This is a genomic window from Phenylobacterium sp. (genome assembly GCF_041920015.1).
In the GTDB taxonomy this organism is placed as follows: Bacteria; Pseudomonadota; Alphaproteobacteria; order Caulobacterales; family Caulobacteraceae; genus Phenylobacterium.
Genome location: NZ_JAYRST010000029.1, coordinates 1 through 24,753 on the forward strand (window position 1 = coordinate 1; position 24,753 = coordinate 24,753).

The following is a 24,753-nucleotide window of genomic DNA, read 5'->3' on the forward strand; positions in this document are numbered from 1 at the left end:
GCCGTCGAAGGACGCATTGTTGGCGATCGTGTTGATCTGATCGCGCAGCGACTGATATTCATCGCTGAGGGCCTGCTTGGAGGCGGTCGAGAGACCGGCTTCCGTCGCCGCCAGGACCTTTTCCTTCATCTGGACGAGAATGTCCGAGATGGCGGTGCCGGCCGACATCGCCACGTCAGCCACCGACTGGCCGCGTTGCAGCGACGAGATGACCGAATTGAGCGAGCTGGACTCTGCGCGCTGGTTCTGGGCGATGGCCCAGATGGCGCCGTTGTCCTTGGCGGAGGCGACCTTCAGGCCGGTGTTCACCCGGTTCTGGACAGTGCCCAGGTCCTTGTTGGTGGAGTTCAGGTTTTGGAGCGCGATCATCGCGCCCTGGTTCGTGTTAACCGAATTCATGGCCATAGCACATGGTTCCTTTTCTCAGGGACCGGCGTCGTTTTGACTGCCGGAGGCGTTTTGCCCGCCCCTTTCCAAGCAATCGCAAGGCCAAGTCAGAACCCTGACAACCATCTGTTTTTGCTGGCATTTTTTCGTTTACCCCGGGTCAACCAAGCGGATAACGCCGATTCCCAAAATGGGTCGGCAATTTTTGCCGATTCACGCGGCAATTTTTGCCGATGGGCAAAAACCGCACCACGCACAAAGGCGGCGCGCAAAACAAAAGCGCCGGCTGTCAGCCGGCGCTCCGATCGGGTTCAAAATTAACGGTTGCGGCCGCTGTCAGGCCGCCGCCGGCGCGTCCGACTTCTGCGACAGGGCCTGCATGATGATCTTGTTGATTTCGATGAGGGTCTCGAAATCGTCGTCGCCACGCATCACTTCACTCGAATGACGTCCGACGAACAGGCTGAGCGATATGATGCCGGCACGGACCTCCTGCGGCAGCCTGTTGCCAGGCTCGGCGCAGTCGCGCGCCAGCGTCGACCACAGGCGCCGGTTCCAGTCGATCGCATCGATACGCCTGGCGATTTCCGCCTCAGGCGCCTCCGATGCGGCGATCAGCGCGCGAGTCACCTGTCCGAACAGGCGATACTCGGCGTCCCTCGGCGCTTCCGTCCGACTAGCCGCCTGTTGGTAGGCTCGAAGCGACATTCCCCAACCTCTCGTCTTCGTAGTCGATCAACTTCCGGCACAACATCAGCGCCTTGTAGTATTCGCGCGCCATGGCGTGTTTGGAGATGGCCACGCAATCGGCGAGCACGTCGGGATTGCGGATCACGCCCATGAACTCCGTCAGGCGCTGGACGAACTCGTCGTAGTACCGATTGGCCCCCGCATCATCGAGGTACATCATCATCATCGGGAAATAGATTCGGCGCGCAGGCGTCGCCGCATCCTCCGGCTGCATGATGTCCTTTTCGCGCAGCACCGAAGCCTTGTTCTGAAGCACCAGCGTCGTGCGGCGATCGCCGTTCTGGACGACGGCGCCATTGAGCACGAACTTCTCGCCCGGCTTCAGGGACAGCTTCAGCGGCATTCCTCAGTCTCCAAAGAGGCGCCTCACCCAGGTCTCTGCGGTCGGCAGTCCGATTGAGGCAGGCTAGATCGGAGGGGTTAACCGCTTCTTGCGACCACCCGCCCGGAGCCCATTAGCAGACCGTTAAGCATAATTTTTCAAGGTCGCGCCATGCAGGATCACAGGATCGCGTAATGGCCGAGGCTTCGGATTCCGGGGGCGCGCAACGCCGTCTCGCAAAATCCCTCGGAGGGCCAGCGGGCGACTCCGCCTCGGGGGATGCGGTAAAACGTCTCAGGACCGAGCTCGGCGCGTTGAAGGCCGCCGCCTTGCCCCACCTGAAGCGCGCGCTCTCATTGATCAGCGCCAAGGACTACGACGGCGCCAGGATCGCCGCCGAAAAGGCTGTCGAGCGCGATCCGTCTCTCATCCACGCCTGGCACCTGCTGGCCATCGCACGCGAACACCTGAACGATTGGCCCGGCGCGCTGGAAGCCTACGAGCGCGGTCTCTCGCTGGACCCGACCAATCCGCCCATCGCCAACGATCTTGGCCGCCTGGCCTCGAAGATGGAGATGTATCCGCAGGCCGAGGCGCTGTTCCGCCACTATCTCTCCTTCCGTCCCTTCGCGCCGGAGAGTAGCAACAACCTGGCTGGCGTCCTGCGCGAGCAGATGCGCTACGATGAGGCCATCGAGGTTCTGAAACCGGCCATCGGCGCCCATCCCGACAAGGTCATGCTCTGGAACACCCTCGGCACCGTGCTCGAGGACATGGGCGACGTCGAGCAGGCCTCGGTCTTCTACGCCGAAGCCCTGCGCCTGAACCCCGATGAAGCCAAGGCGCGCTACAACCTCTCCAACACCTTGTTCGCCCTGGGACGCCGGGAGGAGGCCATCGCCGAATGCCGCCAGGCCATCGCTGGCAGCAAAACCCCGGAAGACAGCACCACCATGCGCTTCGCCCTCGCCGCCATGCTGCTGGCGCAGGGTGAGCTGGGCGAAGGCTGGGACAGCTACACTGCCCGGCTCGAACCGACCTATTGCGATCCGCTCCACTTCCTGACCACCCGCCCGCGCTGGGAGCCGGGCATGGACATCGAGGGCCGCCACCTGCTGCTGATCGGGGAACAGGGGCTGGGCGACGAGATCCTGTTCGCCAACCCGCTGGACGACGTGATCGCAGCCCTGGGCCCAGGCGGGCGGCTCAGCCTGGCGGTCACCGACCGCCTGGTCCCGCTGTTCGAGCGCAGCTATCCGCGCGCCGTCGTCGGCGCCCACGCCTCGATGCGGACCGGCGGCAAGAGCGTACGTGGCGCGCCGTTCATCGAGGACTGGGCCACGGTGGACCTCTGGGCGCCGCTCGGCGAAGCCACGCGCCAGTTCCGACGGCAGGTCGCGGCGTACCCACATCGGCCCGAAGGTTTCATGCAGGCCGATCCGGCCCGCATCGCCCATTGGCGCAAGGCGCTCGCGGATCTGCCAGGCAAGCGTGTCGGTTTGCTGTGGACCAGCATGCTCATCAATTCCACGCGCTACCGCTATTTCGCGCCGTTCGACGCGTGGGAGCCCATTCTGCGCACGCCGGGCGTGACCTTCGTGAACCTGCAATACGGTGATTGCCGCGAGGCCATCGCCAAGGCGAAATCCGAGTTCGGGGTCGAGATCGTGCAGCCGGAAGGCATCGACCTGAAGAACGACCTCGACGACGTCGCCGCCCTGGCCTGCGCTCTGGACCTGACGGTGGGCTTCTCCAACGCCAGCTTCAACCTCGCCGCCGCGACGGGGGCCCCCGCCTGGCTGCTCACCCTGCCCGACGCCTGGGCGCGCCTGGGTGAGGATGCCTATCCCTGGTACAGTCAGGTCCGCGCCTTCTGGCCGGCGGTCTCCGGCGACTGGCCACCCCTGATGCAGGAGGTGGCGCAAGCCCTGGCGGACTTCGCCGCCCCCGCGGCCAGGCTGCAGGCATGAGCGAGGAAACCTCCCAGCCGATCCGTCGCGCGCCGATGGACGGCGGCCCGGTCGGCGACGCCGCCGCGCCGGCGAAACTGGCCCGCCTGGGCGCGGAGATCGCCTCCTTCAAGGCCACGCGCGCGGCCTTGAGGCAGTTGCAGGATGCGCTGGCGCTGGCCAACGCCGACCGTTTCAGCGAAGCCGCCAGCCTGGCCGAGGCGGCGCTGAAGCTGGACGGGAACATCGTCTATGGCTGGCATCTGCTGGGCATCGCGCGCGACAAGATCGACGACCGCGCCGGCGCCCTCGACGCCTACGAGCGGGCCTTCGCGCTCTCCCCGGCCGATCCGGACATCGCCCACGACCTCGGCCGCCTCGCCTTCCGCATGGAGATGTACCCGCAGGCCGAAGCGCTGTTCCGCCATTGCCTGAGCAGTCAGCCGGGCGCGCGCGAAGCCTCCAACAATCTCGGCGCCCTGCTCCGCCGCCTGATGCGCTTCGACGAGGCGGTCGATGTGCTGCGGACCGCGATCATCGCCGAGCCGGAGGCGGCGATGCTGTGGCTGACGCTCGGCACGGTGATCGGCGACCAGGGCGACATCGAGCAAGCCGAAATCTTCTACCGCGAGGCGCTGCGGCTCGATCCCAACTACGCCAAGGCCCTCTACAACCTCTCCAACATGCTCTTCGCCCAGGGCGAGACGGCCGAGGCGCTCGACCATTGCCGGCGCGCCATCACCTTGGCCGATACGCCGGAAGACCTCGCCATGATGCGGTTCTCCATGGCGACCATGCTGCTGGGTCTGGGCGACCTGGAACAGGGGTGGGCCTATTACGACGCCCGGCTGGACAAGGCGTTCGCCGAGCCCATCCACTTCATGACCGACCGGCCGCGCTGGACGGCCGGCGCCGACCTGAGCGCGCGCCACCTGATGCTGTTCGGCGAACAGGGCCTGGGCGACGAGATCCTGTTCGCCAACGCCCTGGACGACGCCCTGGACGCGGTCGGCCCCGAGGGCCGCGTGACTCTTGCCGTGACCGACCGGCTCCTGCCGCTGTTCCGCCGCAGCTTTCCAGGCGTCGCCTTCGACAAGCACCTGACGCTCAAGCGCGAAGGGCGCGCCTTCCGCGCCGCGGCCGGTGTCAAGGATTGGAGCGACGTGGACCTCTGGGCGCCGATGGGCGAGTTGCTCAAGGCCTATCGGCCATCCATCGAAGCCTTCCCTGAACGCCCCGGCGGATTCATGGCTCCCGACGCGGCGCGTGTCGCCCACTGGCGGGAGGCGCTGTCGGACCTGCCGGGCCTGAAGGTCGGCATCCTCTGGACCAGCCTGGTGCTCAACGCCAGCCGCTACCAGCTCTTTGCGCCGTTCGAGCATTGGGAGCCGGTGCTGCGCACGCCGGGCGTCAGCTTCATCAATCTCCAGTACGGCGACCAGTCGGCGGCCCTCGCCCACGCCCGCAACCAGTTCGGCGCCGAGGTGTGGACCCCGCCCGGTATCGATCTGAAGAACGACCTCGACGATGTCGCCGCGCTCTGTTGCGCGACCGATCTGGTCCTCGGCTTTTCGAACGCCACCTTCAACATCGCCGCAGCCTGCGGCGCGCCGGCCTGGCTGGTCGGCGCCAAGGCCGCCTGGACCCGCCTCGGGACCGACCGCTATCCCTGGTACAGCCAGGTCCGGGCCTTTGCCCCGGAAAGCCACGGCGCGTGGGAAGCCGTCATGGGCGACATCGCCCAGGCCCTGGCTCTGGAAGCGACCCAGGGAACGGCGGCGTGCGCGGCGGGTTGATTTCCTATCCGGCGCCTTGCGCGCCCTCCCGATAGGGATTCCGCCATGCCCGATATCCGCGAGAACGACGGCTACGACGACCAGGACGGCGCCGAAGCCTTCGACGAAGCCAATCTCGACGAGCACGAGGAACTCAACGAGATGCGGACCTTCGAGGAGTTGCCCGATCTCTTCGACGCCACCCGCGCCGATGGCGATCGCGACGAGAGTGAAGCGGCCGCCCTCGACGCCGACGAATTCGACGAGGACGCCTTCGACGACGGCGACCTGGAGGAGGATCACGAGCTCGATTATCGCGCCGCCGCCTACGAGGATGAAGATCAGGGCTTCGACGAGGATCAGGTCGCCCCCGATTCGCTCGAGGGCCTGGACCAGGTGGCCGATGCGGGCGAGGTCAGCGGCGGCGAGGACGACTTCACCAACTTCCAGGCCAAGGGCCTCAGCGACCAGGACCTGCTGCGCATGGGTTATGCGGGCCGAACCGATCCTGCCGCCGAAGAAGCGCTGGAAATCGGCCTGGAAGATAGCTTTCCCGCCTCCGATCCGGTTTCGGTGACCCGCCCCCGACGCTAGGGAAACCTTGCGGTCCTTGTGACAAAGGCCCGCTGACCACGCTCAATCAGCTTGAATGTCCCGCCCGGGTCTTTAGTTTGGCCTCAGGTTGAAACATTTGTTCGAAACGGGAGCCATACTGCCCCGTCCTCTGAGGAGCGCGAATGAACCAGCGTTTTGAAGGCACCGACAATTACGTCGCCACAGAAGACCTCAAGGTCGCCGTCAACGCGGCGGTTGCGCTGGAGCGGCCCCTGCTGATCAAGGGCGAGCCGGGCACCGGCAAGACCGTCCTGGCCTATGAGATCGCCAAGGCGCTCGACGCCGAGCTGATCACCTGGCACATCAAGTCGACGACCAAGGCCCAGCAAGGCCTCTACGAATACGACGCCGTCACCCGCCTGCGCGACAGCCAGCTCGGCGACGAGCGGGTCAAGGACGTCCGCAACTACATCAAGAAGGGCAAGCTCTGGGAGGCGTTCACCGCCGAGAAGCGCCCGATCCTGCTGATCGACGAGATCGACAAGGCCGACATCGAGTTCCCGAACGACCTCCTGCAGGAGCTCGATCGCATGGAATTCTACGTCTACGAGACCAACGAGACCATCAAGGCGGCAGTTCGCCCGATCGTCATCATCACCTCGAACAACGAGAAGGAACTGCCGGACGCGTTCCTGCGCCGCTGCTTCTTCCACTACATCCGCTTCCCCGACACCGAGACGATGAACGAGATCGTCGAGGTTCACTATCCGGGCATCAAGCAGAAGCTCGTCGCCGAGGCGCTGCGCATCTTCTACGACATGCGCAAGGTTCCGGGCCTGAAGAAGAAGCCGTCGACCTCCGAACTGCTCGACTGGCTGAAGCTGCTGATGGTCGAGGACATCGACGAGAACGCGCTGAAGGAAAAGGATCCGACCAAGCTGATCCCGCCCCTGCACGGCGCTCTGTTGAAGAACGAGCAGGACGTGCACCTGTTCGAGCGCCTGGCCTTCCTCGCCCGCCGCGAAGGCGCCGGCGCGCGGCCCGGCCAGCAGTAAGACTTACGGGGAATTCACTCGACGTTTCAAAGCGCTCCGATCACGCTCCTCTGGAGATTGATTGGAGCCACGTCGGATGAAGACCCCTCTGCTGATCGCAGCCTCGACCCTGGCGCTCGCCGGTTGCAGCCAGGGTGCGTCCTATTCGGTGGCCAAGCTGCAATGCCCGGCCAGCGAGGGGGACCTGACCCGGACCGGCGTCACTGACGGCGGCAAGGCCTGCGCCTACCGCTCGTCTGATGGCGCGGAGGTCTCGATTGCACTGGTTCCTGTGAAGGACAGTCCCGAAGCGACCCTGGCCAGGATCGAGACCGAGCTGCGCAGCACGCCCGGCCCGATGTCGCCGGAAGCGGTAGCCGACCAGGCCGACACCGCCAGGACCATCGCCGACGCGGCGGCCGCCAAGGCCACGATGGGCGCCATCGCCGCCGAAGTCGCCCGCGTCCAGGCCGAGGCGGCCGCCGACGCCGGCGTCAGTTCCGGCGGGCATGACCCGGACGAGCCCCGGGACAGCGCTCAGATCAACCTGCCAGGCGTCCACATCTCCGCCGACGACAGCACCGCCAATGTCCGGATCGGCCCGATCAAGGTCGACGCATCCGGCGAGGACGCCATCGTCAATGTCTATCGCGACGTGCGCATGCGCGGCGAGGCGCTCTCCACCAAGAAACGCGGCGTGCGCGCCAGCTTCATCTACACCGGCAGGGACCTGCCCGCGGGCTACCGCTATATCGGCTACGAAGCCGGCGGGCCCAAGACCGGCCCGCTGACGGTGGCCAAGATCCGCTCGAAGACCGACACCGAGTCCGGCGACCGCATCCAGCATGACGTCCAGGAGCTGGTGCGGCGCAATGGCGGGGTCTGAGGCCCCGCCTCAGTTCGCCGGCTGAACCTCCACCACCTTGTAGGTAAGCGGCCGGCCCTCTTCGTCGGTCACGGTGACGTATTCCCCGACTGCGAAGCGATGCTCGCCGAGGCGGTGGACCGGCTCGTCATCGGCCGAATCCCCCTCGTCATAGTCGAAGAACCAGCGGCTGCCCCGGCGCGCCAGCCGGCCGTCGGCGGCGTCTTCGTCCGGCGCAAAGCGGCGCACCACGCATTCGGCCTTGGTCTTGCCATAAGCCTCCAGGTCGAGCAGGCCGTCGGCGGTGAGCGGCGCGGTCAGGGCGTAGCCGCGATGGTCGTCGCCACCGGCGAACTCGGTGCCAGGATTGCGGGCGAGCCGCATCACGATACGCGACAGGGTCATGTCGATAACCTCGAAGATCAGTGCGAGAGGAACAGGGAAGGCTGTTCGGCCGAGAGCAATGTCCGCGTCGTGCCGCCGAAGACGAACTCCTGCAGCCGCGGGTGCCCGAAGGCGCCGGCGACCAGGACGCCCGCCTCGACCTTCTGCGCCGCATAGAGCAGCAGAGGCGCCGCATCGCCGCTGTCGGGCAGGATATCGACCTCGGCGGTGATGCCGCGGGCGGCGTAATAGGCCTGCAGCCGGCCCGGATCGAAACTACGGGAGGTCGCCTTGGGCGCGGCCAGGATCACCACCTTGGACGCCTTCTCCAGCAGCGGCAGGGCCAGCCGCGCGGCGCGCGAAGCCTCCTTGCCGCCATCCCATGCCACCGCGACGGGCCCGCCCACCGCGAAGCCGTCGCGGGCGATGAGGACCGGCCGCTGCTCGTCGGCGACCACCTGCTGGAACGCCTCGGCCAGCGGTCCGCGGCCGCGCGCCGAATCGTTGCTGAACACCACCACGTCGGACAGACGGCTTTCAGCCGAGAGGCCGGCCCAGACCGGCGTCTGCAGGGCGACGAACTGGCCCTTCGGATAGGCCGTGGCCTCCATCGCCGCCCGCGCGTGCTTCTCGCCCGCCGCAGCGGCCTCCTTCAGGGATTCCAGCGCCGTCGTCTGCACGCCGCCCAGGAACCCCTCGCCCATCCAGGGCATCACGTCGGCGACGTCGGCCGGCGTATAGACCCCCGCCAGTTCCGCGCCGAAGGGCCGCGCCAGCGTGGCCGCCGCAGCGATCACGGCCTTGTCGCCCTCGCCGCCCGACAGCGGCGCCATGATTCTCGCCCAACTCATCGCTCGCACCTCTTCGTCGTCAGACCTGGAGCCGCCATGACGCGCCACGCATTGATCTTTGGCAAATCCTGGGTCAGTTCACGACCTTGACTGTGAAAGGAACGCGTCGGTGAGGAAAGGGCTGCGTGCATCGCACAAGGAACCGCGGGCCTGGCAGAGGATGCTGTCGGGGCGGCGGCTGGACCTGCTGGACCCCTCGCCGATGGACATCGAGATCGAGGACATCGCCCACGGCCTGGCCCGGGTGGCGCGGTGGAACGGGCAGACGGTGGGCGAGCACGCCTTCTCGGTCGCCCAGCATTCGGTGGTGGTCGAGGAGATCTGCGCGCACCTGCGGCCGGAGCTGGAGCCGCGGTGGCGGCTGGCGGCTTTGCTGCACGATGCTTCGGAATATGTGATCGGGGACATGATCAGCCCGTTCAAGGCGGCGCTGGGCATGGATTATCGGAAATTCGAGGAGCGGCTGGAGACGGCGATCCATGTCCGCTTCGGCATCCCGGCCAAGACGCCGGCCGACATCAAGGCCTTGATAAAGCAGGCGGATCGGGCCTGCGCCTTCTTCGAGGCGACGCAGCTCGCCGGCTTCGAGCACGCCGAGGCGCTGGAGATCTTCGGCCCCCCGCCCCCCGGCTACGACCTGATCATCGACCCGCAGGCGCCGGCCCAGGCGCAATCGCGCTACATTCAGCGCTACAATGTCCTTTCGGAGGCGGCGGGATTCGCGACCACGCACCCGGACGCGGCTTTCGACACCGAGTAGCGCCCATGACCCTGATCATCTGCGGACTGGCCGAGGCGCCCGGCCTGATCGCCACCCGCGCGCCCTCGCACATGATCACCCTGCTGGACGGCGCCAGCCTGGGCGAGGCCCTCTCGCCCCTGCCCCCCGAGCGGCACCTTAAGCTGGCGGTCAACGACATCGCCGAACCGGCCGAAGGCCTGGTGCTGCCCGACGAGGCCCTGGTCCTGCGCCTGCTGGAATTCAGCCGCGGCTGGGACGCCAGCGCCCCGATGCTGGTGCACTGCTGGGCGGGGATCAGCCGCTCCACCGCCGGCGCCTTCGCCATCGCCTGCGACCGCAACCCCCACGCCGACGAACGCGAGATCGCTCTGCACATGCGCGCCAGCGCGGTCCACGCCAGCCCCAACCGCCGCATCGTCGCCCTGGCCGACACCCTGCTGGGCCGCCGCGGCCGGATGGTGCAGGCGGTCGAGGCGATGGGCGACTACGACTACACCCGCGCCCGGCCGTTCGACCTGCCGGCGGCGTTCTGATGGAGAGCGCCCCGGTCGTCATCGGACTGTCGGCGGTGGTGATCGCGGTGAAGGGGGGCGAGGCCGTGGTCCTGACCGTGCGCCCGCCGGGCCAGGGCGCCCCCGGCCTGCCCTTCGGCCCGTTCGATCCCGACGGCGACCGCACCTTCGAACTGGCCCTGCGCGCCTTCGTGACCGCCCAGACGCGGTTCGACCTCGGCTATGTGGAGCAGCTCTACACCTTCGGCGACAAGGGCCGCTATGCGCCGGTGGCGGTGGTGGACGACGGCCGCGCGGGGGCCGGGCGGGTGATCTCGGTCGGCTACCTGGCCCTGACTCCCAAGGCGGTCGACACGACGGCGCCCGACACCGCCTGGGCCGACTGGACGCGGTTCTTCCCCTATGAGGACTGGCGCGAGGGCCGCCCCGCCGCCCTGGACGCCATCGCCCCGGCCCTGGAGCGCTGGGCCACAGGCCGCCCCGAGGCCGCCGCCCGCGCGCGGCTGCTGTTCGCCCTGGACGAGGCGCCCTGGAACGAGGAGCGGGTGCTGGAGCGCTACGAACTGCTCTACGAGGCGGGCTTGGCGCCCGAGGCGGCCCGCGACCGCGGCGAGGCGCCCCCTGCCCGCTCCGAAGCCCTGGCCGCGGCCCTGGGCGAGCCGATGATCTCCGACCACCGCCGCATCCTGGCCACCGCGCTCTCGCGCCTGCGCGGCAAGCTGAAATACCGCCCGGTGGTGTTCGAGCTGATGCCCGAGGCCTTCACCCTCTCGGCCCTGCAAAGGGCGGTGGAGGCCGTCGCCGGCGTACCGCTGCACAAGCAGAACTTCCGCCGCGCCCTGGAGCGCGCCGGCCTGGTCGAGGGCCTGGGCCGCGTCGACGCCGAGACCGGCGGCCGCCCGGCCGAACTCTTCCGCTTCCGCCGGGAAATGCTGAGCGCGCGTCCGGTGAGCGGCCTGTCGCTGCCGCTGCTGAGGGATTAGAGTGCGGAGGGCCTGAGATCACCTCAGTGTGCGAGGTGCTCTCAGGGTTGGAAAGCGCCGTGAGCGAAAGTTGAGAGCGCGGCAGGGAGCCGACACTTGTCCGCTAGGAGCGACGCAAGATTCTCAATTGCCGAAATCGTGTCGGCCTGCACAGCGGTCGATAGGTCTGGCGACAACTTCTGCCCAGCACCGACGTCGCTTGAGCCCTTCTCCCGTTCCGTTCACCTCCGCGCACGCGTCCTGTCAATCCGCAAGCAAGGCATATACGATCCCGGCAACTCAGCCGTGTTACGGGATAACTGAGCGCGGGTCGCTAAGCTGGAGCCGCACGCAATCACCTATTCTGAGACAATGCAGAAACCTAAGATCGATCTTCCTAAACTGACCCGCGCGGAGATACGCGGCTTCCGAAGTGTTGAGGCGCAGGACATCGAGTTCAGCAATCTCGATGTCCTAATCGGCCCGAACGGTGCGGGTAAGTCGAGCGTCATCGGTTTCCTGCAAATGCTTGGCTACATGCTCTCCTCGGAAAGCGGCCTAGACAGCTTCGTCGGTGGTGCTGGCGGCGCGAGCCAGCTTCTCCATGACGGCCCAAAGCGGACGCCGCAGATCGAGGCGCAGATTACCGTCTCGACGCGGCAAGGTCTGAACGATTACCGATTCCGTCTGGGGTATGCGGCTAACGATACCTTGATCTTCCTTGAGGAGAAGTGCCGCTTCTCCAGCGCTGCGCGTAAGAATCCCAACGAGAAATGGATCGACCTAGGGGTGGGGCACCGCAGCCCCCAGTTGCTCAAGGCCAGCAATGGGGAAGATGTCGGAAAGACTAAGCGGACAATCTTGCGGCTGATGCAGGGCCTGCGCGTCTATCAATTCCACGATACGTCGCGGGATTCGCGTCTCAAACAGAAATCGCCAGTCGATGACGTCCGCTATCTTCGGAGCGATGCAGGAAATTTGGGTTCCTTCCTGCGGCATATGCGCAACTATTCAAGAGATCACTATGATCGGATTGTCGATACCCTGCGCCTCGTTGCACCGTTCTTCGATGACTTCGTACTTGAGCCGACCAACGGGCGGGTGCTCCTACAATGGCGCGAACGCGGCACCGAGTTCGAGTTTGGACCAGACCAGATTTCCGATGGGACACTGCGACTCATGGCACTTCTGACCCTGCTCCTGCAACCGCCTGATACCCTGCCGCCGATGATCATTATCGATGAGCCGGAGCTTGGGTTACATCCGGCTGCGGTCAGGCTGGTTGCAGGAATCCTGAAGGCTACGTCTCTGACGCATCAGTGCCTCGTAGCCACGCAGTCGCCGCTCCTCCTGAACGAATTCGACCCCGAGGCGGTGTTAGTCGTGGAGCGCAAGGGCAGAGCCACGGACATCCGCCGACTGCATCCGGAGATGCTCACCCAGTGGCTCGACGAGTATCAGCTCAGCGACCTTTGGGACATGAACGTGTTGGGTGGTCGCCCCGAACCGATTGCGGCCGAATAGCTTGGCGATCGAGCGTCTCTACATCTACTGCGAAGGCCAAACGGAGGAGCACTTCTGCGGCCTCCTGCTCGCCTCGCACTTCCAGTCGCGCGGCGTGGAAGTGCGGCCCATTCTCTTTCCAACCAAGAAAGGTGCGAATGCGCGGCGTCACAAGGGCGGCTGGGTACGATACGATCTTGCTCGCGATACCCTGGTTCGGATATTTCGACAGGAGACGAGTGATCGGGCCTGGGTGACGACCATGGCCGACCTCTACGCTATCCCAGCCGACTTCCCGGGCTTGGCCGCAGCGCCTGCGGCACCGCCGATGGCGCGCGTTGCCGGCCTCGAAGCCGCTTGGTCTCAAGATCTTGCTCGCGATGGCTACTACCGCTTCACGCCTTACCTCCAGCTCCATGAATTTGAAGCGCTGCTGCTGACAAGTTGCGAGGCGATTGCTTCGGCATTTCCTGGTGAGGTGGACGCTGGCGTCGCCCTTAAAGCAGACATCGGCACCTTGAGCCCAGAGGAGGTCAACCAAGGTCGGGAGACCGCGCCGTCCAAGCGCATCATCAGGCGCTTCCCCGAATACGAAGGGATGAAGACATCGGCTGGTCCGATCATCGCTGCCGAGATTGGCTTGCCGGCGCTTCGCGCGGCGTGTCCTCATTTTGACGAATGGCTGTCGCGCCTCGAGAAGGCCATCACCCCGGCGGCCGAGCCGGGTCCCGCATAACTGCGACTGTGAGCTGGTAGGCGCACCATAGTGTGAATCTCGTCGAGATTAACGTGATTGGTCACCTGCCGCTGGAATCGTTGATCAAAGGGCGGCCTTGATCCGGATCCTCAATTGTGAGGATGAGTAAGAATGCCTCACGCCAGAATGCGGACGTCGCGATGGGCCGCTACGAGCCCCTCGCAGACAGCCCGCACCACACCTAGCTCAGCTTGGGTTCCTGCGTATTGCGGGCTGGATCGAGGGTGTCTTGATTGGCGGCGGGCGTAGCTCGTTGGGTTCCGGTCTTCGGCTGCGCCGAAACCGCGATGAGCGGGGGCGGGCGGCCTGAGCGCACGCCCCTCTTCGCCCCCCAAATCCCGCCCGCCCTTCCGCCACGTCGCCCTTGAGCCGCCCGGGTTTCGGGGCATGCTGGCGCGCAGGTACGATACAGGGAGGAACGCCATGTCCGGGCCGTGGAGCATCGTGGAGACGTCGGCTTTCGATCCGGTGGCGCGGGTCGATCCGCATGGGCGGTTGAAGGAGCAGCGCGAGCAGTGTCCGGTGCTGCGCGACGAGCCGGTGAAGACCTGGCTGCTGACGCGCTACGCCGAGGTGCGCGAGACGGTGAACGACCGCAGCCTGTGGCGCCACTGGACCCATGCGGAGGAAGGGGCGCTGCTGCGGCGCATGGACCGCGACCCGGACGCGCCGCGGGTCGACAGCATCCTGTCGATGGACGAGCCGGACCACAGCCGCGTGCGCCTGCCGCTGGCCAAGGCGTTCTACGCACGGATCAACGCCATGAAGCCGCAGATCGAGGCGATCGTCGACGAGGTGATCGACGCCGCGCCGCAGGGGGCGCCGTTCGACCTGATCGGCGACGTGGCCATTCCGATCCCGATCCTGGCCATCGCCGCCATACTGGGGGTCGAGCGCGAGCGGTTCCGCGAATTCCGCGAATGGTCGGAGGCCTCGATCCTCGGGCTCAATCCGCTGCGCACGCCGCAGGAGACCGAGCGGATGGAGTGGGGTTCGGCCAAGCTGACCGAGTATTTCACCGAGCTGATGACCGCGCGGCGGGCGCAGCCGGCCGACGACCTGATCACCGACATGGTGCAACTCCAGGCGGGCGGCGCGCCGCTGTCGGACGACGAGGTGCGAGTGAACCTCTCGGCCCTGCTGATCGGCGGCAACCTGACCACCACCGACCTGATCGGCAACGGGGTGTGGCTGCTGCTGAACCACCCCGAGGAGTTGGCCAAGCTGAAGACCGATCCGGGGCTGGCCGGGCCGGCGGTGGAGGAGATCCTGCGCTACGAAGGCCCGGTGGCGATCACCAACCGGGTGATCAGCGACGAGCGCACGGTCGGCGGATGCCCGATGCATCCGCGCCAGTCGGTCATCACCTCGCTGCACGCGGCCAATCGCGATCCGGAGGTGTTCGAGGAGCCCGACCGCTTCGACATCACCCGCAAGCACGTCCCGCACGTGGCGTTCGGCGGCGGCAGCCACATCTGCATCGGCGCGCCGCTGGCCCGCATCGAGGCCAAGCAGGCGTTGACGCGGCTGTTCCAGCGGTTCCCCGACCTGGAACTGGCCGGCGATCGGCCGACCTGGCGGGCGCTGCCGTTCTTCCGGGGCATGGAGGCGCTGGTGGTGCGGGGGTGAGGGCGGAAGCCGCGCCTACCGTCTGGCCAGCAATTCCCGTTCGATCTCGTAGGCCACCGTGCCGATCTGCTTCCTGGGATCGCTCCGGCATTTGCGATCAATGCGATTCCAGACCTCAGCCGTATCGATCGGCACGCGGAAATCGCGCTTGCGATATGCAGCCCGCCCGTAGAGGAAGCCCAGCACCCAGTTGACTTGGGCCGAGTTGGCGCCGCCTTCACGGTCGGCGACGTTCCACCCCATGCAGGTTCCCTGGCCGACATAGTGGGCGGCCACTCCCGCCTTGAAGTCGCCGGCTACCGCGAGGTCCGCAAACCCAAGCATGAGCACACAGGCGAGTACGGCCCTCTTCGGCGTCATACTCCGCCTTCCATTTCAGGGCGCGCTTCCAGCGCCATGATCATCTCGACCCGCGGCGCGTGGCGGCCGCCTTCGAACGCGGCGGCAAGGAAAGCGTCGACGATGTCGAGGGCCAGGCCCTCGCCCACCACCCGCGCGCCGATGGCGAGCATGTTGGCGTCGTTGTGCTGGCGGATCATGCGGGCCGAGAAGGTGTCGACGCAGACGCCGCAGCGCACGCCGCGCACCTTGTTGGCCGCCATCATCACGCCCTGGCCCGTCCCGCAGAGGATGAGGCCGAACCGGCAGTCGCCGGAGACGACGCGGCGGGCGGCGGCCTCGGCGTACAGCGGATAGGGCGTGCTCTGCGGCGTCGTCGGCCCGATGTCGACGGCCTCCCAGCCCTGGGCTGAGATATGGGCGGCGATGGCCTGGCGCAGCGCAATGGCGGCGTGGTCGCTGGAAAGGACGATGCGTTTGCTGGCGGTCATGGGCGGATTTCGGAGCTTGGGGTGAACCAGCATACAAGGCGTCTCCTCGTAGCGCGGACTGATTTTTGCACCTACAGTCCGCGCGCCCGAGGTCCAGCTTGCTCGACCGGAGAGGAGACCTCTGCATGGACATAAAGGCATGGTCGGCAGCGGCCATATTTGGGTTGGCGCTCCACTTTTCGGCGGCTCATGCGGCTCCCCTGGAGCCCGAGACAGTACAAGCCATTGATGCCGCCATGGCTGAGCCGATCGACAGCGGCTGGACCGCTGGCGGCGCGGTCGCCGTCATGCGGCGCGGAGAAATCGTCTTCCAGCGTGGTTATGGGATGGCGAACCTGGAGACCGAGACGCCCGTCACCCCCGCTACAGTCTTTCGAATCGGTTCGCTCACGAAACAATTCACCGCAGCCGCGATCCTCCTGCTGGCGCAGGACGGCAAGCTCTCGCTCGATGATCGTGTGGGAAAGCACCTGCCACAGTTTCCCACCGACGATCCAACGACAATTCGTCAGTTGCTCAGCCACACCTCCGGTATCATCGACTATGTCGGCCGTGAACCGGATTTCATGAAAGAGACACGGCTGCCGCATACGCCCCACGAACTGGTCGCCTATGTCCTGCAGGCCAGCCCACTGCATCGCTTTCCTTCAGGAAGCGCGCACCTCTATTCCAGTTCCAACTACGCCCTAGCGGGCGCGATTGTCGAAAGGCTGTCAGGTCAAACGCTGGGTTCATTTCTAAAGGTGCGGATCTTCGTTCCCCTTGGCATGAAGGACACAGCATTGGATGACGCCCGCGATGTCGTTCCTGGCCGCGCCTCTGGCTACGACCGCCTAAAAGCCGATGCCGCCGGCTATGCGAACGCTCGGCCGGTCGACATGTCAGTCCCCTATGCGGCCGGCGCCATGCGCTCCACCGTCCGTGATTTGCTGGTCTGGAGCGACGCATTGATCCATGACCGGCTTCTGAGCGCCGACAGCCATCGCGAAATGACTACGCCCGCCCGACTTGCAGATGGCAGCTTGCCACTGCTTACACGCCGCAACGGCTCCACCCGCCCGGCCAGCTATGGCCTCGGAGTGGAAATTTCGGGCAAGCCGGAAGCGCAAGTCATCAAGCACGGCGGAGCAATTGACGGCTTCACGAGCGACCTAAAGATCTATGTAGGACAGGACGTGGCGGTCGTGGCGCTCGTAAACACGTCACCCAGCCCTCACCTGCCATTCGCCAGGATCGACCAGGCAATAGGGCGGGAACTCGGAACGACACCTTAGTGGCGCCGCAGCGCACACCGCGCACCTTGTTGGCCGCGATCATCACGCCCTGGCCCGTGCCGGAGAGGATGACGCCGAACCGGCAATCGCCCGAAACGACGCGGGCGGCAAGCAAACGCCGCCCCTTTCGGGGCGGCGTTCTTGTCTGGTCCGGCCCAGAGGCTCGCCTGGCAGGTGAGAGAGAGCGGGCGAGCGGTCGTCGGGCGGCGCGTCAGGCCGCCTGGACGGCCTGGAAGCGGCGCTGGCGGCGGATGGCGACGCCAGCCCCGCCGAAGCCCAAGATCATCATCGCCCAGGTCGCCGGTTCCGGCACGGCGGTCGCGACGGAATAGAGGTCGATCCGGCCACGGATTTCGGCGGTGCTCGTGCCGTTCTCCATGGTCCAGAACTCGTTGGCCGGCTTGCCGCCGATAAGGAAGCCAGCCAGGTTGAGCGTGTAGACCTCGTCGCCGATCTTGAAGGTGTCGGACACCGACTCGAAGTTCATCTTCACCTGATCGGCGCAACCATTGATGTTGAGGCCCGTGTTGTTGGGCAAAGTGTTGTCGCAAGGGTTAAGGTTGTTCGTCGTCTCCCAGTGCGAGAAGGTATAGTTGAAGGTCTTGGTTCCGTATGGATTCCCATCGATCAAGACATCGGCGGTGAAGGCCAGCTTGATGCTGGTGATGGAAGAGCCGCTGTCGATCGGGAAGTTCAGATGCTGGAACGTACCGATAACGACATCGCCCGACGAGCCAGGCGGAGTGAGCGTCGTGCTGAAACCAGATCCGGTAAAAGTGTAGCCGCTTTTTTGGCCGCCCGGCGGGTTGGGAATGCCCCAATTCACGCTGGCGGTGTTCAGGCCCGTCACATTCTTGCCGCCGACCGCATCGTACCAGTAGCCGCTCACATTCGTGAAGGCGACGGTGGCCGCCTCGGCAGGTACAGTTGAAATAGCCAGAAGCGCAATTCCGGCGAGAGCCGTCGAGCGCAACGGCGCTCCTGAGCAAGCCTTGTGTTTCATTGAGTTGACCCCTTTTGAGAACGTCGTTCTTCCTCACCCAGGATTGTCGGTAAACAGCAATTCTCCTGACGACAACCATTTGTTAAGATTTGTGAACGGTTCGGCCGGCAAATTCGCGCGACAGGGGAATTATGACGAAATACAAGGGCGAACCTGCGCCTCGCCAGCCATGGCGTCGGGGCGTCTTTCTCCTAAAAATAGAAATAATATCGGCGCATCGCAGAAGTGGAAACCTGCAATTATTTCACCTGCATGGCCACAGGCAAGACGATGGGCGCGGCGCGGCCCAGGCGGTTTTCCAGAAGGCCCACGCCGACCGGATGGCTACTTCACGTCAGGGGCTGACCGTGCGCCGGCGTCTCATGGCCAGGGGAACGGCGATCAGGGCGATGGCCAGGGGAACGAAGGCCACGCGTAGCACGGTGTCCCAGCCATAGGCGGTGAGCACGCCGCCCGAAGAGAAGGAGCCGACCGCCATGACGCCGAAGACGATGAAGTCGTAGAGCGACTGGACGCGCGTCCGCTCCTCGGGGCGATGGCACTCCAGCACCAGGGACGAGGCGCCGACGAAGCCGAAGTTCCAGCCGACGCCGAGCAGGACCAGGGTCAGCCAGAAGTGGGCGACATCGATCCCCGTCAGGCCGACCGCGGCCGAGGCGCCGATCAGCAACAGGCCCAGGGTCACGACCTTTCCCGCGCCCAGGCGCGCAATGAGGCGGCCGGTCACGAAGCCGGGCGCGTACATGGCGATGACGTGCCATTGCAGGCCGAGGTTCGAGGTTTCCTGCGGATGGCCGCAGAGCCGCATGGCGAGCGGCGCGGCGGTCATCAGGAAGTTCATCAGCAGATAGGAGATCGCGCCGCAGACCACGGCGGCGAGGAAGAGCGGCTGGCGCACGATCTGCGCCAGGGGCCGCCCGCCGCCGGCCGCTTCGCCGCTCGCCGGGGGCGGCAGGCGCACGCCCATCAGCACGACGGCAGAGAGCGCCGCCACCACGCCCTGCGCCACATAGGTGGCGGCGAACATGTGCGGGGGCCAGAGGTCCATGGTGTAGGTGACGAGCTGCGGCCCAAGGACGCCGGCCGCCACGCCGCCGACCATGACCAGCGACAGCGCCCGCGCGCGGCGTTCCGGCTCGACACCATCAGCGGCGGCGAAGCGGAAGGACTGCACGACCGCGGCGTAGGCCCCGCCGAAGAAGGTCGCCAGGCAGAAGAGCCAGAAGGAGCCGATCACCATGGCGGCGGCGGCCAGCAGGCCGGTGACGACGCCGCAGCCGGTCCCGGCCAGGAAGGCGCGTCGGCGCCCGTAGCGCCGCGCGACCGCGCCGGCCGGCAGGGTGCAGGCGGCCATGCCGACCACGAAGATCGAGATCGGCAAGGTGGCCAGGGCCTGGATCGGCGCCAGCATGGCCCCGACGATGGCGCCGGTGGCGTAGAGCACCGTGGAATTGGCGCCGGCCAGCGCCTGGGCCAGGGCCAGGCGGGCCATGTTGCCGCGCTGGACGGAGGCCGGGAGGATCACGTCCTCGGCCATGGCTTCGCTCACCGCCATGGGATCAGGCCGCGAGCTGGGCGCGCCAGAGGGCGTCGCGCGGGGATGGGCGGCGGTGCAGGCGTTCGTCTAGCAGGGCGCGGGCCTTGGCCGCCTGGCCGCTGCGCATCAGGGCGACCAGCAGGGTGTCCTCGACGATCTCGCGCTGGGCGCCGCTGCCGCCGATGCGGGCGACCTCGGCCGCGACGGGTTCGAGCAGCCGCGCGCAGCCGGCGAAGTCGTCGCCGGCGAAGGCGAGCGCGGCCCTGCAGATGGCCGGCACGACCGGACCGGCGGGCATGGCGCCTGAATCGACCATCGCCTCCAGGGTGGAAATCCGCGCTTCCAGGGCCTGGCGGTCGCCGCTCGTCGCCTCGATCAGCGCCATGTGAGCGTCGAGGAAAGCATGACCCGCCCGAGGGAAGGCGGCGCGGGCGTAGTCGGCGACCTCGCGCCAGAGGTCGCGCGGCGCGCCGTGGCCATAGGCGTCGAGCCGCCAGAGCAGCGAGGCGCCGTCGCTGACCACATTGATCGGCAGGGCCTGGGAAACCGGCGGGCGCACCTTGTCGTCGTAGATCGCCAGGGCGGTCTCGACATCGCCCCGCTCCAGGGCGGTGATGGCCGCGTGCCAGGCGATGTGGGCGTAGAGCAGGCCGCTACGGTCGTAACCCGGCAGCCAGGCCTCGATCAGGGCGTCGGACTCGGCCCCTGCCCCGCCCTCGAACATCGCATGGGCCAAGGCGTGGATGGTGCTGGCGTTCTCGGGCCGCAGTTCGAGGGCGCGTTCCAGCATCGCCCGGCCGCGGGCCACATCGCCGTTCTCGGCCAGCGCCCAGCCATAGGAGGACAGGAACCACCAGTCGCCCGCGCCGAACCGGGCCGCATGGCGCGCACAGAGGTCCACCCGCGCCTGCTGGTGCCCCACCATGCCGGAAAAGGCGAAAAGGCCGAAGGCGCCCAGCGGCAGGGACAGGATCGTGGCGTCGCGCGGCCAGCGGTCGGCGTGGGCGAGCGCGCGCTCCAGCGCCTCAGCCGAACGGCCGTTCACGAGATGGGTCAGGACGTCGATGTGGCTGACCTCGTGCTCCGAACCGTTCCGCGCGACGAGGTCGGCGGCCAGGGCCATCTGGCGACGCGCCTCGTCAGGGCGGGCGTAGACGGCGTGCAGGCGGGCGCGGGCCGCCTGGGCCATGGCGAAGTCGGGGTCGGCGGCGATGGCGGCATCAAAGCGTTCGGCCGCGCCGGGCCAGGCCGCGAGCGAAAGGTCGACGCCCTCGCGATAGAGGGCCGCGGCCTCGTCCGAGGCGGTGGAAAGCGGCGGATCGGCGTCAAGGTTCACGGCGCGCGGCCTCCATTCGATTGCTGTGCGCCGTTCGAAGCGGCGCTGCGCACCCTAGAGGCTTCATCGGTGGCCGTATTCCGACTACAGGACAGATCATGTCGATTATCGGCCAACCTGCATGAGCGCCCCTGCATGACCATGGCCTGGAGCCCGCTGGAAACCCCGCCGGATGCCCCCGCGCCCGCGCCGCTGACCGTACGCGTCCAGAGCCTGCCGCCGCGCAGCTATTTCCCCGAACACGCCCACGGCTGGGCGCAGATGGTCTATGCGACGTCCGGGGTGCTGACGGTGGCCACCTCGGGCGCCTCGTTCGTGATCTCGCCCGAGCAGGCGGTTTGGCTGCCGGTGGGCGCGCCGCACCGGGTCGGCTCGCTGCATGGGGCGGAGTTCCGCAGTCTGTGGATCGCGGCGGGCGCCGTACGCTCCCTGCCCCCGCGGCCGACGGTGTTCCGGGTAGCGGCCTTGCTGCGGGCGCTGATCGTCGAGGCCGCGGCCCTGCGCGGCGGCGAAGAAGACGCAGGCTATCGGGGGCGGGTCACGGCGCTGATCCTCGACCAGCTTCGCCGGGCCGAGCCGATCGCCGCGGGCCTGCCCTGGCCGGCGGGCGGCGCGCTCGGCCGGCTGTGCGAGGCGCTCTACGAAGACCCGGCCGACCCGCGCTCGGCGCAGGACTGGGGTCGGGAACTGGGCATGTCACCCCGGACGCTGAGCCGCCGGTTCGAGGCCGAGATGGGGCTGAGCCTGCGCTCGTGGCGGCGGCGGATGCGGCTCTTCAAGGCCATCGAGATGCTGGGCGGCGGGCTGGACGTGACCCGCACGGCGCTGGACCTGGGCTACGGCTCGCCCTCGGCGTTCATCTACGCCTTCCGCACCGAGATGGGGCGCAGCCCGCAGGCCTATCTAAAGGGCGCGGGCTGAGGGGGCGGGCTTTCCTCGGCCGACACGGCGCGGGCGGCCCAGTCGGCGCGCAGGCTGCGGCTGGTTTCGCGGCTGCCGTCATGGCTCCAGCCGGGGCGGCCGAAGATGTAGCCGAGGGCGTGGCGCGGATGGGCGGCGACGTCGCGGGCCATGCCGGCCCATTCGTGAAACGCCACGCGCAGCAGGTTGAAATCGCCGAGGTTCTTGACGATGCCGTAGCGGCACGGCTCCTCGTCCAGCTCGGGCTGAAAGGTGCCGAAGAGCTTGTCCCAGACGATCAGTATTCCGGCGTAGTTGCGGTCGAGATAGCGCGGGTTGCGGGCGTGGTGGACGCGGTGATGCGAGGGGGTGTTGAACACCGCCTCGAACCAGCGGGGCGTCTTGCCGATCGCCTCGGTGTGAATCCAGAACTGGTAGACGAGGCTGATCCCCTTCTGGATGGCGATCATGGCCGGCGGAAAGCCGAGGAAGGCCAGGGGCAGCCAGAGCGCCCAGGTGCCGGCCACACCGCCGGTCCAGGTCTGCCGCAGGGCGGTGGAGAGGTTGTAGTGCTGGGACGAGTGGTGGTTGACGTGGGCGGCCCACCAGAAGCGCCGCTCGTGGCTGAGGCGGTGGAACCAGTAGTAGGTCAGGTCCTCCAGCAGGAAGATCGCGACCCAGGCCCAGACCGCGGTCATGGGAATGTCGAACAGGCGGTGCTGGTAGGCGTAGAGGGCGGCGGCCGCGGCGAGGCCGCCGGTCACGAGGCCCGCCGCCGTGCTGCCCAGCCCCATCAGCAGGGAGGCGGCGGTGTCGCGCGGTTCGTAGGCGGCGCGGGCGCGGCCCAGGCGCGCGAGCACGATCTCCAGCACGATGGCCAGGATGAAGAACGGCGTGGCGAGGGTGACGGGGTCGAGCTTCATGCGGCCCGCGGCTCAGGCGACGGCGGCCAGTTGAGCAGCGCCAGGCGCGCCAGGGGCGCGGCGACGTCGGAGAGGTCGAGCCGCAGCACGCCGTCGCGGAAGCTGGAGGCGACCGCCTGGCCCCAGGGGATGTGGCGGGCGACATAGCCGTCGCCGACCTCGCAGAGCACCAGGGCCGCCGCGCCGGACTTGGCCAGGGCGCCGCGGCCGTCGACCGCCACCCAGACCTGCTCGAGCCGACGGCCGGGGAACTCCTGCTCCAGCAGGGTGCGAGCCCGCGCGTCGGTGAGCGGCGTCATCGGCTTGGCGATCTTGGCCCAGGCGGCGAGCGCGACGAGCGCGGCCACCGCCGCCAGCGAGGCGGCGAACTGTATGAAAAACGATTGGGACACCTTGGGTCCTCCTCCCTGGACGGGAGGGTCGGCCGCCGAGGCGGAGGCGTCAAGAGAGCGTCAGGCCGAGTTGCGGCAGCGCTGGACGACGATGACGGCCGGGCGGGCGCGGCGGCGCAGGACCTCGCGCGCGACGACGCCGACCAGGGCCAGGCCCGCGACGGTGATGCCGGCGATGGTCGCCCAATGGGCCTCGCCCAGGGCCTCCAGCTCGGCCAGGCCCCTGGCGGCGAAATAGCCGGGGGCGAGGATGGCCAGCACCCAGACGGCGGCCGAGACGATGTTGGCGACCTGGAAGGTGCGGCGGCGCATCTGCAGCAGGCCGGCCATCAGCGGCACGAAGGCGCGCAAGGGGCCGAAGAAGCGGCCGATGAAGATCGAGGCCGCGCCATAGCGGCGGTTGAACAGCCGCGTGCGGGCGACCTTGCGCCGGTGCGGCCGGAACGCGCGGTGACGCAGGGCGCGCGGGCCGAGCCGGCGCCCCAGCTCGAAGGAGACCGCATCGCCCACCACCGCGCCGGCCACGCACCAGAACACCACCTGCACCGGATCGAGCACCCCGGCGGCGATCAGGCCTCCGGCCATCACCATCAGGGCGGTGGCCGGGATGAAGGCGCCGATCAGCACCAGGGATTCGAGCAGGGTGACGACGCCCAGCACCACGCCCGCCCAGGCCGAATGGCGGGCGATGAACTCTGCGAGACTCTGAAGGGCGGCGTCCATGGGAGGGCCCGCATATGGGCCTCTAATCGCCCCGACGCGAGGGCCCGCAAGCCCCGGCGAAGCGAGTTTTTTTCGCTGTGGCCGCCGTGCATCAGAACATGGCGGCGCTGTCATTTGTTCTTGATTTGTTCGATACCTCGGGATAGGCTGCAAGCGTGACCACAGCGAATGAAACTCCCCGTCCCGCCATCCCGTTTTCCGAGGCCCTGGCGCAGGACATCTGCGCGCGGGTGGAGGGCGGCGAGAGCCTGCGCTCGATCTGCGCCCCGCGCGAGATGCCGGGCGCGGCGACCGTGCACCGCTGGGCCGCGATCCGGCCCGATTTCCGCGAGCGGCTGCGCCGGGCCCAGGGGCTGGCGCGGGCCGGTCACGAGGACGCCCATCGCCGTGCGCAGGCCGACCGGGCCTGGAAGCGCCAGCGTCCCTGGGCGCGGCCCGACGCCTATCGGCCGCAGATCGGGGAGACGATCTGCCGGGCGCTGGCCGGCGGGATGAGCCTGCTGGAGATCTGCGCCATGGAGGGCATGCCGGTGACCGGCACCGTCTATGAATGGCTGCGCAACCACGACGATTTCGCGCGGCTCTATCGGCGGGCGCGGCGGATGCAGGCCGATGTCCTGGCCGACCGGGCCTGGGAGATCGCCCAGGCGGCGACGCCGGAGACGCTGAAGGTGGCGCGGCTGCAGTTCGACGTCATCCGCTGGCGCGCCACGCGGGTCGCGCCCAAGGCCTATCGCGACGACGAGGAGGAGGACGAGCCGCGCGGGTTCGAGGTCTATGTACAGGACTTCTCCACCGGCGAGATCCTGTCGGGGCCGCGGCATGTCGGCCCGGGCGGCCGATAGCCGCGCTGTCAGA

General features: G+C 67.5%; 27 protein-coding genes and 1 pseudogene. 14 read left to right on the top strand and 14 right to left on the bottom strand.

All coding sequences use genetic code 11. From position 1 onward, the window contains the following. From ACE3TL_RS08165 to flbT, 3 genes are all read right to left on the bottom strand, one after another. The coding region (locus tag ACE3TL_RS08165; protein ID WP_374578217.1) for a flagellin at positions 1-405 on the bottom strand (405 nt) is incomplete at its 3' end. A 318-nt stretch (positions 406-723) separates the two neighbouring features. Beyond that, entirely contained in the window at positions 724-1,095 is a 372-nt protein-coding gene (flaF, locus tag ACE3TL_RS08170) for a flagellar biosynthesis regulator FlaF (protein WP_374533737.1), read from the bottom strand. Next, the gene (flbT, locus tag ACE3TL_RS08175) at positions 1,064-1,480 is read right to left on the bottom strand and encodes a flagellar biosynthesis repressor FlbT (RefSeq protein WP_374533736.1); all 417 of its coding nucleotides are present in this window, start codon (positions 1,478-1,480) and stop codon (positions 1,064-1,066) included. The genes flaF and flbT overlap by 32 nt, the downstream gene beginning before the upstream one ends. Before the next feature lie 308 nt (positions 1,481-1,788). Here flbT and ACE3TL_RS08180 point away from each other — a divergent pair, with 308 nt between their 5' ends. From ACE3TL_RS08180 to ACE3TL_RS08200, 5 genes are all read left to right on the top strand, one after another. Beyond that, entirely contained in the window at positions 1,789-3,429 is a 1,641-nt protein-coding gene (locus ACE3TL_RS08180) for a tetratricopeptide repeat protein (protein WP_374578218.1), read from the top strand. Beyond that, positions 3,426-5,204, top strand: a complete 1,779-nt coding sequence (locus ACE3TL_RS08185; protein WP_374578219.1) for a tetratricopeptide repeat protein — start codon at positions 3,426-3,428, stop codon at positions 5,202-5,204. Before ACE3TL_RS08180 ends, ACE3TL_RS08185 begins: the two co-directional genes overlap by 4 nt. Positions 5,205-5,249: 45 nt before the next feature. Further along, entirely contained in the window at positions 5,250-5,777 is a 528-nt protein-coding gene (locus ACE3TL_RS08190; protein ID WP_374578220.1) for a hypothetical protein, read from the top strand. A 143-nt stretch (positions 5,778-5,920) separates the two neighbouring features. Then, positions 5,921-6,793 (top strand): AAA family ATPase, encoded by an 873-nt coding sequence (locus tag ACE3TL_RS08195; RefSeq protein ID WP_374578221.1) that lies wholly within the window; start codon positions 5,921-5,923, stop codon positions 6,791-6,793. A 76-nt stretch (positions 6,794-6,869) separates the two neighbouring features. Then, positions 6,870-7,658 (top strand): hypothetical protein, encoded by a 789-nt coding sequence (locus ACE3TL_RS08200; RefSeq protein ID WP_374578222.1) that lies wholly within the window; start codon positions 6,870-6,872, stop codon positions 7,656-7,658. A gap of 9 nt (positions 7,659-7,667) precedes the next feature. On the opposite strand, the gene ACE3TL_RS08205 is transcribed toward ACE3TL_RS08200, so the two are convergent. Together ACE3TL_RS08205 and ACE3TL_RS08210 are read right to left on the bottom strand one after the other, a co-directional pair. After that, positions 7,668-8,042, bottom strand: coding sequence for a hypothetical protein (locus ACE3TL_RS08205; RefSeq protein WP_374578223.1), 375 nt, complete (start codon positions 8,040-8,042; stop codon positions 7,668-7,670). A gap of 17 nt (positions 8,043-8,059) precedes the next feature. After that, positions 8,060-8,872, bottom strand: coding sequence for a universal stress protein (locus ACE3TL_RS08210; protein WP_374578224.1), 813 nt, complete (start codon positions 8,870-8,872; stop codon positions 8,060-8,062). Between the two features lie 109 nt (positions 8,873-8,981). On the opposite strand from ACE3TL_RS08210, the gene ACE3TL_RS08215 reads away from it, so the two are divergent. The 6 genes from ACE3TL_RS08215 to ACE3TL_RS08240 all read left to right on the top strand — a co-directional run bounded on the left by ACE3TL_RS08215 (position 8,982) and on the right by ACE3TL_RS08240 (position 14,977). Then, positions 8,982-9,632, top strand: a complete 651-nt coding sequence (locus tag ACE3TL_RS08215; protein WP_374578225.1) for a YfbR-like 5'-deoxynucleotidase — start codon at positions 8,982-8,984, stop codon at positions 9,630-9,632. 5 nt (positions 9,633-9,637) lie between these two features. After that, the gene (locus ACE3TL_RS08220; protein WP_374578226.1) at positions 9,638-10,147 is read left to right on the top strand and encodes a tyrosine phosphatase family protein; all 510 of its coding nucleotides are present in this window, start codon (positions 9,638-9,640) and stop codon (positions 10,145-10,147) included. Beyond that, complete coding sequence (locus tag ACE3TL_RS08225; RefSeq protein ID WP_374578227.1) at positions 10,147-11,109, top strand: NAD regulator; 963 nt, start codon at positions 10,147-10,149, stop codon at positions 11,107-11,109. The genes ACE3TL_RS08220 and ACE3TL_RS08225 overlap by 1 nt, the downstream gene beginning before the upstream one ends. 351 nt (positions 11,110-11,460) lie before the next feature. Continuing rightward, positions 11,461-12,612: an AAA family ATPase gene (locus tag ACE3TL_RS08230; RefSeq protein ID WP_374578228.1), complete on the top strand. Its 1,152-nt coding sequence runs from the start codon at positions 11,461-11,463 to the stop codon at positions 12,610-12,612. Position 12,613: 1 nt separating this feature from the next. Beyond that, on the top strand, positions 12,614-13,327 hold the full coding sequence (locus tag ACE3TL_RS08235) for a DUF4276 family protein (protein WP_374578229.1): 714 nt from the start codon (positions 12,614-12,616) through the stop codon (positions 13,325-13,327). A 444-nt stretch (positions 13,328-13,771) separates the two neighbouring features. Continuing rightward, a complete protein-coding gene (locus ACE3TL_RS08240) occupies positions 13,772-14,977 on the top strand; it encodes a cytochrome P450 (RefSeq protein WP_374578230.1) in 1,206 nt (401 codons plus the stop codon). Positions 14,978-14,992: 15 nt separating this feature from the next. Here the strand turns inward: ACE3TL_RS08240 and ACE3TL_RS08245 are convergent, their stop codons facing one another. Together ACE3TL_RS08245 and rpiB are read right to left on the bottom strand one after the other, a co-directional pair. After that, the gene (locus tag ACE3TL_RS08245) at positions 14,993-15,337 is read right to left on the bottom strand and encodes a hypothetical protein (protein ID WP_374578231.1); all 345 of its coding nucleotides are present in this window, start codon (positions 15,335-15,337) and stop codon (positions 14,993-14,995) included. Then, positions 15,334-15,807 (bottom strand): ribose 5-phosphate isomerase B, encoded by a 474-nt coding sequence (rpiB, locus tag ACE3TL_RS08250; RefSeq protein WP_374578232.1) that lies wholly within the window; start codon positions 15,805-15,807, stop codon positions 15,334-15,336. The genes ACE3TL_RS08245 and rpiB overlap by 4 nt, the downstream gene beginning before the upstream one ends. 125 nt (positions 15,808-15,932) lie before the next feature. Here rpiB and ACE3TL_RS08255 point away from each other — a divergent pair, with 125 nt between their 5' ends. Next, the gene (locus ACE3TL_RS08255) at positions 15,933-17,081 is read left to right on the top strand and encodes a serine hydrolase domain-containing protein (RefSeq protein ID WP_374578233.1); all 1,149 of its coding nucleotides are present in this window, start codon (positions 15,933-15,935) and stop codon (positions 17,079-17,081) included. A gap of 49 nt (positions 17,082-17,130) precedes the next feature. Here ACE3TL_RS08255 and ACE3TL_RS08260 read toward each other — a convergent pair. The 4 genes and pseudogenes from ACE3TL_RS08260 to ACE3TL_RS08275 all read right to left on the bottom strand — a co-directional run. After that, positions 17,131-17,196, bottom strand: a pseudogene (locus ACE3TL_RS08260) (hypothetical protein); the annotation flags it as partial. A 96-nt stretch (positions 17,197-17,292) separates the two neighbouring features. Next, positions 17,293-18,084: a THxN family PEP-CTERM protein gene (locus ACE3TL_RS08265; protein ID WP_374578234.1), complete on the bottom strand. Its 792-nt coding sequence runs from the start codon at positions 18,082-18,084 to the stop codon at positions 17,293-17,295. A 334-nt stretch (positions 18,085-18,418) separates the two neighbouring features. Beyond that, on the bottom strand, positions 18,419-19,639 hold the full coding sequence (locus ACE3TL_RS08270) for an MFS transporter (protein WP_374578235.1): 1,221 nt from the start codon (positions 19,637-19,639) through the stop codon (positions 18,419-18,421). Positions 19,640-19,643: 4 nt separating this feature from the next. After that, positions 19,644-20,957: a tetratricopeptide repeat protein gene (locus tag ACE3TL_RS08275; protein ID WP_374578236.1), complete on the bottom strand. Its 1,314-nt coding sequence runs from the start codon at positions 20,955-20,957 to the stop codon at positions 19,644-19,646. Between the two features lie 135 nt (positions 20,958-21,092). Here ACE3TL_RS08275 and ACE3TL_RS08280 point away from each other — a divergent pair, with 135 nt between their 5' ends. Further along, complete coding sequence (locus tag ACE3TL_RS08280) at positions 21,093-21,878, top strand: helix-turn-helix transcriptional regulator (RefSeq protein WP_374578237.1); 786 nt, start codon at positions 21,093-21,095, stop codon at positions 21,876-21,878. Here the strand turns inward: ACE3TL_RS08280 and ACE3TL_RS08285 are convergent. From ACE3TL_RS08285 to ACE3TL_RS08295, 3 genes are read right to left on the bottom strand one after another with little or no spacing between them, the layout of a single operon-like run. Then, complete coding sequence (locus ACE3TL_RS08285) at positions 21,857-22,780, bottom strand: sterol desaturase family protein (protein WP_374578238.1); 924 nt, start codon at positions 22,778-22,780, stop codon at positions 21,857-21,859. The genes ACE3TL_RS08280 and ACE3TL_RS08285 overlap by 22 nt on opposite strands. Next, positions 22,777-23,172, bottom strand: a complete 396-nt coding sequence (locus tag ACE3TL_RS08290) for a hypothetical protein (RefSeq protein WP_374578239.1) — start codon at positions 23,170-23,172, stop codon at positions 22,777-22,779. The genes ACE3TL_RS08285 and ACE3TL_RS08290 overlap by 4 nt, the downstream gene beginning before the upstream one ends. A 60-nt stretch (positions 23,173-23,232) precedes the next feature. Next, complete coding sequence (locus ACE3TL_RS08295; protein ID WP_374578240.1) at positions 23,233-23,895, bottom strand: DedA family protein; 663 nt, start codon at positions 23,893-23,895, stop codon at positions 23,233-23,235. 155 nt (positions 23,896-24,050) lie between these two features. Here ACE3TL_RS08295 and ACE3TL_RS08300 point away from each other — a divergent pair, with 155 nt between their 5' ends. Then, positions 24,051-24,740, top strand: a complete 690-nt coding sequence (locus ACE3TL_RS08300; protein ID WP_374578241.1) for a hypothetical protein — start codon at positions 24,051-24,053, stop codon at positions 24,738-24,740. Positions 24,741-24,753: the final 13 nt, after the last annotated feature.